This is a genomic window from Cytophaga aurantiaca DSM 3654 (assembly GCF_000379725.1).
In the GTDB taxonomy this organism is placed as follows: domain Bacteria; phylum Bacteroidota; class Bacteroidia; order Cytophagales; family Cytophagaceae; genus Cytophaga; species Cytophaga aurantiaca.
This window is the reverse complement of sequence record NZ_KB903648.1, coordinates 1-11,539: the sequence shown is the minus strand read 5'-3', so window position 1 is coordinate 11,539 and position 11,539 is coordinate 1. Positions and strand designations below refer to the sequence as shown.

Sequence of the window (11,539 nt, the reverse complement as noted above, 5' to 3'; positions counted from 1 at the left end):
GTAAACGGAGATGGCAACAACGATGACTGGGAGATCAAGAACATCGAAGGGTATCCGAATTGTATAATTGAGATCTACAACCGTTGGGGTAATTTGGTATGGAAATCAGAAGGGTATCCGAAGAACTGGGATGGAACGAACTTCCGCAACGGACAGGTGTTACCGGATGGCACGTACTTCTACATCATCAACCTTCAGAGCCAGATCTACGATGAACCGCTTACAGGTTGGGTTCAGATCATTAGATAAAGAAGAATAAATCAGACACTAAAGGTTACTTTTAGTGTCTGATTTTGTATATTATAGTAATAAGCATATTCAAAACCGTACCCGCGATTAATGACAAAAAGATTACTTTTTACTTTAGTGTTTTTTTTTCAGATGTGTTTCTTGTTTGCACAAACAACAAACATATCCGGAATAATAAATAATTATACAGCTGTAACAAGTATACCCGTTTGTAATCCTTGTTCAAATACATGTAATTATTTGAATGTAGCCAGTACAACAGGTTTTGCTGTTGGAGATAAAGTTTTGATTATACAAATGAAAGGTGCTACAACAGATCTTTCTAATACAGCAACTTTTGGTACCATTCAATCGGTTGGGAATGCAGGTCTGTACGAATATAAAACGATTGCTTCTATTGCAGGCACAACGCTTACATTTACTTCCACATTGTATAATATTTACGATGTGGCGGGTTTGGTGCAGGTTGTACGTGTTCCACAATATGTGAATGCAACTGTAACGGCAAAGCTTACAGCTCAGGCATGGAATGGAGCGACAGGCGGGATTTTAGTTTTTGATGTATCCGGTACGTTAACCTTAAATGCGGATGCGGATGTTACAGCACTGGGCTTTAGAGGAGGTATTGGTGCGTCGAATGGAACGACTTATCCAAACGATGAAAAAAATTATTTTTATACAGGAACAATTTATGAACTTGCAGCACCTAAAGGTGAAGGTATAGCTGCAATGATTTCCGGTTACGAATTGGGAAGAGGTGCATATGCAAATGCTGGTGGTGGCGGAAATGCCCACAATGGCGGCGGCGGCGGCGGTTCCAATGCAGGTGCGGGAGGCCTTGGGGGAAATCAATACAATACATTTACAGGTTCAGTATCAAATGGAATCGGTGGTTATGCAATATCGTATACCGCAGGTGATCGGATGTATATGGGCGGCGGCGGCGGCGCAGGGCATCAGAATAATACTTTTGGAACGGATGGCGGAAATGGTGGCGGAATGATTTTTATTAATGCAGCAACCATTGTAGGAAATAGTCATAAAATAATTGCTGCAGGAGACTCTTCAAAAAGTACAACAGGCGGCGGTAATGACGGTGCTGGCGGAGGTGGTGGTGGTGGCGCCATTAAGATCAATGCTACATCTTTTACCGGAACTCTATCATTGATTGCTTCTGGTGGTAAAGGAGGAGATAATACCTATACTGCTACAGATGAGCATGCACCGGGTGGCGGTGGCGGTGGCGGTATTATTTGTCTTGCATCTGCAGCAACACCTGCGGGTGTGACTACGAATGTGCTTGGAGGCGCACCTGGACTATACAGATTAAACGGAGACAATTTTGGAACTACAGCAGGTGCTGCAGGACAAGTATTGAACGCGTGTAACTTTGTAATACCAAGCGGTCCGAAAGAATTGAAACCAAATTTAGGTTCTGATATTCAATTATGTAATCCCATTGTTGCAAATCTGGATGCACGATTGATTGGATCGTGGTATACGTATACATGGTATAAAAACAACGTATTGATTTCAGGAGCAACTGCTCAGACCTATTCTACGAATGAAACCGGACGATTTAAAGTAGTAGTTTCTTCTGCAGGTTGTACACCGGGAGTTGATTCGGTTGATGTAACAACCAATGCTGCAACAGCAGTCAATGCCACGTTTTGTGCACCACCTGCATCTTCTGTACTATTAAAAGTCACTGGTGCCGGACAATACAAATGGTGGGATGCTGCAACAGCTGGGTCTGCAGTTGGGAAAGGGTTGACGTTTACGACTCCTGCTATTTCAACTACGAAAACGTATTATGTAGAAGACACTGCCTTAGTGACTGTAACGGTTGGGCCAACGGTATTGAACAATACAGGTTTACAAAATGGCAACCCTGATCGTTCTCAATTAGGTTTTAGTTTAACGCAAGATATCGAAATTACTTCTTTACGAGTTCCATTTGTTACGGATTACTCACCACCTACAGGCTATCCGGGGATTATAATTTCTCTAGAAGTTGTTGATGAAGCTGGTAATTCATTCAGTCCGGCACTTGTGTTTACATCAAATATATCTCTAGAACCGGTTCTTCCTAACATAAGTAATGATAGAAGACTTTACACGTTTACATTCAACAATTTTAAAATACCGGCTTCTTTAGGAAGTAAGTTTAGGTTGAAATTGCTTACAGATAATCATCCGAATGGATCTCCTGTATACAATATGGATGCGAATCCCGCATATCCTTTTTTATCTTCTATACCTGATATTGTTAGTATAAATGGTACTTACAGAGATGGTAGTTCTACTATTAATACTACCGATTATGGATTTTTCTATGACTGGCAGTTTAAAACTAAAGGCTCTAAATGTTTACGGGTTCCTGTAGTTGCAACATTATCTTGTACACCTACCTGTGCGAAACCAACGTCTGTTTCTGTTCAGTTGGGAACAGGTGTAAATGATACCTTGTGTGTTGGAAATGCGTTATTGATTAAAAAGAATCTTATAGATACAAGTACGGTAACATCTCTAAATGGATTTTATTTTTCATGGAGAAAAATAAACAGTTCCGGAAGTACAATTATACAAGGTCCTTCAAAAACCTATTCGGACCTATCTATAGCATCTGTAGCAATAACAGATTCAGGCAGGTATTATTTAGTTGTTCAGGATGGCTTGGTAGCAAGCCCAACATGTAAGGATTCGGCATTTGTTACAATCAGAATAAATCGTGCGCCAACAACAAAGGCGCGGATTGCAAGTCATCAGGAAATTTGTAAAGGTGATGCAGCAGCAGCATTTACGGAAATTGTTCCTCCTGCAAATTATGCAGGAACTCCCTTGTATCATCAATGGTACACTACAAGTGATTCAACAGGAACACCAACATTAGCGAAAATTTCTGCAGCAACTGCTGTAACATACAATGCAGGATCTCCAGTCATAACACAATATTATGTTCGTAAAGATTCTGTTAAATATTGTGCTGCCGTTGCAACAAATTTTTTAAAGATCCGTGTGAACAATTCTGTTGTAACAGATACAATTTTACCGCTTGAAAACGATACACTCTGTGTATCGGCAGGAAGTTTGTTTCAATTAAAAGGTGTAGTTGATAGTACGGGCAAGGCATCTATAAATCATGGGTATCATTTTACCTGGATGAAATTACAGCAACCGGCTACGGTGCCTGTTGTTGTTGGTACTCCGGGTATATATGCAGATTATCCGCCTGCAAGCAGGGTCGTTGCAGAAGCAGATTCAGGTACCTATTACCTGATTATTCGGGATGGTGCCGGTGCAACGGTTTGCCAGGATACATTAAAAACGAAAGTTGTTGTGTATTTAACTTGTACGATCATAACTCCTACATGTAAGAAGCCGGTTTCGGTTTCAACTGCATTAATTGGAAACGATACCTTATGTGTTGGGAATGGATTTACAATTCAGAAGAATGTTATCGATTTAAGTGCCGGCCCAGCGTTGAATGGGTATTATTATTCATGGAGAAGAATTAATAGTGCAGGTAGTGTTTTACTTTCTCCGCCCTCTGCAACGTATTCTGATTTAACTTTAACAAATATTACACAAGCAGACTCCGGCAGATATTATTTAATTGTGCAGGATGGAATTGGCTCGGGTCCGGCTTGTAAGGATTCTTCGGCAGCAATTTCTATTGTAGTCAATGCACCTATAGCAACACCTGTAGTGCAATCTTCAGATACGATCTGCCAAGGTAATACACCAGGTAATTTCATTGGAACAATAGGCACAGGTACATTAACGCACTACCAATGGTATATTTCAACAGACAGTTTTAAAACGGTTCCTGCTAGTCAAGCAATCGTTGGCGCAATTTCAGATTCATATCAATCGAGCGCTTTATCAACAACATCCTATTTTATTCGCAAAGATTCCATTGCTGCATGTCCGGCAGTGAAATCAAACATTCTTACCATTCAAGTAGAGCAACTGGTTGTTCCAGGTGTTATTGGCAATGATTCGCTTATTTGTTCAGGAAGTTCTATTCCTGCATTTAAAGAAATTACTGCTGCTTCTGGTGGTACAGGCGTATTTACCTATCAATGGCAAGGGTCTGGCGATAATGTAACATTTTCAGATATTCCCGGTGAAACGAATAACATTTACCAATCACCTGCTTTGTTTAGTAACACCTATTTTAGACGAATAGATTTATCGGGAGTGTGTTCTAAAATAACAGATACAATTGCTATTGTAGTGAATGCACCTATAACAGGTGGAACTGTTATAGGTGCATCAGATACCATTTGTCAGGGTAGCATTCCAGATCTTTTAGCAGCAACTGCATCCGGTGTACCAGATTATTATCAATGGTATATTTCAACAGATAGTTTCAAGACCGCTGCGGCCAGCCAGCTTATTGCCGGAGCAACTGCAGGTTCATATCAATCAGGTGCTTTATCTTCAACATCTTATTTCATTCGGAAAGATTCTGTTGTTGCATGTCCTGCAATCAGTTCAAATATCCTTACTATACAGGTAGATAAGCCGGTTGTTCCGGGAGTTGTGGGCAACGATACAGTTGTCTGTTCGGGAAGTCCTATTCTTGCTTTTAAAGAAATTACAGCTACTTCAGGAGGAACAGGTGTATTCAACTATCAATGGCAATCTTCAAGTGATAACGTCACCTTTACAGATATTCCAAGTGCAACGAATAACACCTATCAATCACCCATAATAATCAGCCGAACTTATTTCAGACGCATTGATTTATCCGGAGTGTGTAGTTCTCAAATAACAGATACCATATTTGTAGATGCTGTAACTGGCGTGGATCCGGGTGCTATTGCGGGCACCTATCCAACGATTTGTTATGGTGCGAGTCCAGCGATAACATTCACCAATGTTACAGGTGCAAGCCATGGCACCGGCGGACCGGGTTCTGAAACCTATCAATGGCAGGTCTCAACAGATAATGTGTATTGGACAGATATTGCTTCTGAAAATGGTTTATCGTATTCACCGACCGGTCCGTTTACCGATACCATGTATTACAGAAGAGAAGTTGGTATGGGGCCGGGCTCCTGTGATACATCATATACAGCATCTTTAGCACTGAATGTATTTGATCCGTTTGTGGTTGGTTCTATTCCAACAGACATTACTGTATGTGAAGGAACATCTGTTACGATCAATGAACTGACACCTTCTACAGGAGGCCAGGATCCTGCTATAGCGCGAACGTATGAATGGATCGAGTCAACAAATAAAGGATTGACCTGGACTACCTCTGCAGGTATTTCCAATCAGGTGGATTATACTACACCAACATTAACAGATTCCATCTGGTATAGAAGAGTAGTTACCGTTGTGTGTAATAAAGACACATCCAACATTATGAAAATAAATGTTGATTCCATCAATACTGTTCACATTGCAATGGCTGATGTATCAACCTGTGCAGGTACCGATGCGGTGTTTGCGCCAACGTATTCAGGAGAAGGAGTAACACCAACATTTGATTGGTACAGCGGTTCATCGGCAACGGGTCCGTGGGCACCGATCTCAGGAACAGCATCGTATACCGTTGTTAATCCGCAGGCATTGGACAACGGAACCTATTACAGAGTTGTACTCACATCTTCTTTCACGTGTAATTCGGGCGCAGAAGAAAGCGTTGCGCAACTTACAGTGAATACGGTTATTGAACCAGTAGTGGGCATTACGTCAAATCCTTCCGGTCCGATATGTGATTCCACTACTTCTATAACCTATACGGCTGCAGCTGTTCAGGGAGATGCAGGTGCTGCGACCTATCAATGGTATGATGGAGTTACGAATTCACCTATTGCTTCGGCAACAGGAAAAACGTATACACCTGCTGTACCGCCTGCAAACGGAGATAAGGTATATGTTATCATGACTTCCGATGCAACGTGTGCAAGTCCGGCAACAGCAACTTCAAATGAGATCAGACTGGATGTACTTAAAAAACCGGCTCCGATTATGACGATTACGGATACAACGATATGCTCACCTTATGAAGTGATTTTACTGGTAAGCGGTATTACGTCGGGCAGCAATCATTTCCAATGGTACAGAGATGGTGTATTGATCCAGAACGCAAACCAGATCACTTATACAGCAAGCGTTAGCGGTAAATATACTTTCATTGAAGACAATACCGTATGCAGTACAGTTACGGATACGGCTACGGTAAACGTGCTGGAGAGCCCTTCTGTAAACGCGGGAACGGATATTACAGCAGTAGAGGGCGAAACCATTTCATTGAATGGCTCCGTGAGCAGCAATACAGCTAACTATGTCTGGATACCAAATGGAGGCTTAAGCGATGCGCATATACTTAATCCAAGTCTGGTTGTGCCGGGAGCAACAACCGTGTATGTATTGGCTGCTTATAACAATTCGGGTAAATGTTCATCATCAGATGCAGTAACCATCAATGTTGAGAAACGCATTGTCATTCCAAATGTCATTACCGTGAATGGTGATGGTGCAAACGATACGTGGTTCCTGGAGAACATAGAGAATTTCCCGGATGTGGAAGTGTTGATCTATAACCGTTGGGGTAATTTAGTATGGAAAAGTAACGGCTATGTGAAACAATGGGACGGAACAAATTACAGAAACGGAGAAGTTTTACCGGATGGCACCTATTTTTATATTATTGATTTGCATAGTGTAAAAGTGAAAAATGCTTACTCAGGTTGGGTTCAGATTATAAAGTAATTGATGTTGTAAAATACCGAATATTGAATATTTAAATTTTTTAATAAAAATCTATCCTAGCATTAATTATATTTTAAGTATAATTAATGCTATTTTTGTATAGAAAAGTAGCTAAATATTTAATTCTACTGAAGCGGTTACATAATACGCTAAAATGGTATTTAAGTTATATGAATCTTTGAATTTCAATGAAATTTTTAAGATTTGCAGGTATAAAAATCAATAAATTGTATTCCATGTTCAAATTAAAAGGATTGATCCGCAATTATTTTATAATCATTGCAGGTTTGCTGGCTTCTTTTCACAGCTTAGCACAAAAAGATTTGGTTATTTCCGGGGGAAATACGGTATCAAGTTTTGTTTGTGAAAACAGAACAGCATATGTATGGGGAAGTAATCAAGGTGGTCAGTTAGGTGTAGGTTCAGGAGCAGCTTCCATTTCTGTTCCTACCGCTGTTCCGATTCCGGGTAATCCGGATGTTAAGCAGATAAACTCAGGTTCGGGAGCACACTTTGTGGCGTTAACCTGTGGTGGAGATGTTTGGGCGTGGGGTGCAAATGATAACGGCCAGGTTGGTACCGGAGCATCCAGTGGTATGAATGGTGTAATTACTATTCCTACCAGAGTTAAGGCAGATCCGTCAATTCCTTCAACACATAGAAATGCTTCAAATCAATTAATAAACGCTTCCGTTGTTTACTCAGGAACTTCGAATACATTTGCCATTTTAAGTGATGGAAAATTAGTTTCCTGGGGTTTAAACTCCGGTGGATCGGCAGGGCAATTAGGTCGAAATGGTACTACAGATTCGTATGTAGCAAATTATGTTCTTCAAGGACCTGCTCCCGGTACACCTTTAACAGGCGTAACACAGATTTTTGCCGGTGATAACGTAGCATATGCTTTGGTTGATCCCGATGGCGATGGTGTCGGTACAGTATATTCATGGGGAAATGGGTTAAACGGAACACTGGGCAGAAATGCTGCCGGTACCGGAAATCCATCTACTGCTACAACAAACGATGGTAATCTCGTTCAGGATAGCTATGCGAGACCTGTATATTATGTTGATGGCACTCAGATGAACAACATTCAGCAACTACAGGCAGGAGATGTTTTTGGTATTGCATTAGATGTAAATAATTACGTATGGACCTGGGGAAATGGTGGCTGGAACAGCTCGACAGGAAATGTGAACAATGCAAATACATCTGCCCCACGTAAAGTAATAGCGGGTGCCACAACGGGTGCAAGCAACGATGGTTTGTATTTATTAGCAAAAGCAATTGGTGGCGGCCAGGGATTCGGTATGGCTGTAACAATAGATGGTAAGCCGGTTGCTTGGGGTGGTGCTGGCTGCGGAAGTGGAAGTGGCGGAACTACAGGCAATGGAACCTTAACTGGTGGTACTTCTGTAGCCGGAACCAGAGTTGGTCCGGAATACATCCAATATGGAGCGGGTTTGGTTCATAATAATGTTACCTTAATTAACAGAGGAGATACCTGGGGTTTTTACGGAACTTCAAACAATGAATTTTATGCTTGGGGTTGTAACGGTTTTGGACAATTAGGTATCGGAAATACAACAGATCAGGCTTATGCTGCTAAAATTAATCCTCCAAGTGGATGTGATTTCAGAGACCCTGCTCCGTTTGCAGATCTCCACCAAGATGACATATCGGTTTGTCAGGCATCATTCAACCCTCCTGGCCTGGTATTAAATTCAGGGTTTAGTATTTTAGCAAGTATTGCAAGTAAATACACCATTACCTGGAAAAGAAACGGTGGTGTGGTAAAAACCGGAACAGCTGCTACGGCAAGTAATCTTACGTATACGGCAACACAAGATGGAATTTTCAGTGTAGAGATTTCTTATACAGGTGCAAATGCAGGGTGTCAGGTGTATGATGTTGCTACAGATGAAATGACGATTACCTATTTCACACCTTCTTTTACAGTACCTACAGGCTTAACTTTTTGCGGTGCAACTGCAACAGTAAATGTGAATTCCACAAATGCGGCATCCAATCCGGTGTATGCCTGGTATCCGACAGCCGCCAGTACTACAGAATTGGGAAGAAGTGTTGGAAGCGGTTCCACTACGATCAGCACAACGTCTCTTACGGGAACAACAACTAAAACTGTTTATGTAGAAGAAATAAGACAAAAGAAAGGTGTTGTTTTTCCTAATGCCGGAACTCTTTCAGACGGAAATGGTATTACTGATAAAGAAGCATACATTGAAACTTCTGTACCAATATCTTTAGATAGTATTTCAATTTATTTGAGACAAAACGGTAGTGGTACAGTAACTTTTGCAGGAAGAGTTCAAATTTATGGAAACAAATCAGATTGCGGTTCAAAAGTTGTAGCAGATAAAACAAATATATTATATCAAGGTCCTACTTTCTCACTGACTACAACCAGCGCTACATTTGTCAGCAAAAACATACCGGTGAATATTACTTTACCTGCCGGAAAGTATTTCTTAGGGTTTGCTACTTCTTCAACTATAAATGGAGGTGTAGTTGCACAGGTATCAAATCCCGGATTTGCAAATAGCAATTCCAATACAGCGCTTACAGGTAATACTCCATTAAGTGATAATGTTGGTGGAACATCCGTTAAATTTTATGGATCTGATGAAGGTAGCTGTTTATCAACTACCAGCGGTTATGCAGGAGATATTTATAATTTTCAGTTTTCTATCCCGCAGGGATATTGCAATAGACTGCCGGTTACGTTGACAGAGTCTTGCCCATGCAGTAGACCAACAAATGTAACAATAACTACTCCGGCAGCAGCTACGATAACATTGTGTCAAGGAACAGCGCAGACATTATCCGGTACAGTAACAGTACCAGCAGCAGCGCAGAATACATCTTTCACATATTCATGGAGAAAAGTGGGTACTGCTATACCATTACAAACAGCAACAATTACTCCTACCATTGCAACAGCTTTTGCAGTTCCTAATTACACAGGCATAACAGGTGCAGTAACAGATGCTGGTCAATATATTTTACGTGTTGAAGATGGTAATGTAAATAGCGCATCTTGTTTCCGTGATGATACCTTAACATTGGTTGTTAATGCGACTACTGTTCCGGGCGTAATAGCTACATCACAAACAATCTGTACAGGCGACAACCCGCCGGCGTTTACCGTAACAACACCAGCTTCCGGTGGTAATGGCACAACCTATGCATACCAGTGGGAAAGTGATATTACAACTTCAGGTACGTATGCAGCGATAGCAACAGCAACAAATGCAACGTATGATGAAGGCGTATTGACCAATGCCGGCACTACAGCAAAAGTAATTAATTACCGTCGTAAAGTAACATCAGGCATTTGTCCTCAGGTAACTTCAAATGTGATAAGCATCACCGTAAACCCTGCAGTAGTAGCAGGCGCAGTAGCAAACGATCAGACCGTGTGTTCACCAGGAGATCCGGCGGCATTTACACAAACTACAGCAGCAACAGGCGGTTCAGGCACATATACCTACCAGTGGCAAAGCTCTACAACAAGCGCAAGTTCAGGTTTCAGCAATATTACGAGTGCAACCAATGCAACATACGATGCACCGGCAGGTTTAACAACAACGACTTATTACAGAAGAGTAGATGGTTCACTTACTTGTGCAACAGCAAATACCCTTGCAATCACAGTAACCGTTCCGACAGCGCTTGTACCTGGTACGGTAGCAACAAACCAAACGATCTGTTACAATACAGCTGCAGCAGCATTTACAAGTACAGCAGCAGCAACAGGCGGGAATGGTACATTTGCTTACCAGTGGCAGTCAAGCGCCACAACTACTACAGGTTTTACAGATATCGCATCTGCAACAAATGCAACTTATACAGATGCAGCGTTATTGACAGCAGATAAATACTACAGAAGAAAAGTTACTTCTGGTACGATATCACCATGTAATGTAGCTTATACAGCAGAAATTCATGTTACGGTATCACCGAACTTTGTAGTTGGTAGTATTGGAGGAACACAAACAGTTTGTCAGACGACAGGCAATCCTACAATTCTGACAAGTGCTACTCTACCAACGGGTGGTCAGCCAACATATACGTATCAATGGAAGTCAGGCACAACAGCAGGTGGTCCATATTCAACTACGATTGCAGGAGCAACAAATGCTACGTATGATCCACCGGCAGGTCTTACAGCAACAACATATTTCATACGTGAAGATAAATCAGCAGGAGGCTGCGGTACATTAAATACAAATGAGATTACCGTAACGGTAACGCCAACAGTTGTACCGAGCGTAACAATAGCTACCCCATCAACAACAATCTGTACGGGTACAAGTGTAACGTTTACGGCAACCCCTACAAATGGTGGCACGCCAACGTATCAGTGGAGAAAAAATACGATCAACATTGCAGGAGAAACAAATGCAACATTTACAACAACAGGAGCTGCAAACGGCGACAGTTATGATGTAGTAATGACAAGCACAGCAACGTGTGCAAGTCCTGCCACAGCAACTTCAAATGCAGTAGTTATCACAGTAACAACAGTTGTAACACC

Annotated in this window: 2 protein-coding genes and 1 pseudogene; all 3 read left to right on the top strand. The window is 41.5% G+C overall.

Going from position 1 to position 11,539, the window contains the following annotated elements:
- Window positions 1-249: T9SS type B sorting domain-containing protein (locus A3EE_RS20600; protein ID WP_033417993.1), on the top strand; the 249-nt coding region annotated here is incomplete at its 5' end.
- A 132-nt stretch (window positions 250-381) separates the two neighbouring features.
- The gene (locus A3EE_RS20595; protein ID WP_018343884.1) at window positions 382-6,981 is read left to right on the top strand and encodes a T9SS type B sorting domain-containing protein; all 6,600 of its coding nucleotides are present in this window, start codon (window positions 382-384) and stop codon (window positions 6,979-6,981) included.
- A gap of 188 nt (window positions 6,982-7,169) precedes the next feature.
- Window positions 7,170-11,539 (top strand): annotated as a pseudogene (locus A3EE_RS20590) (gliding motility-associated C-terminal domain-containing protein); the annotation flags it as partial.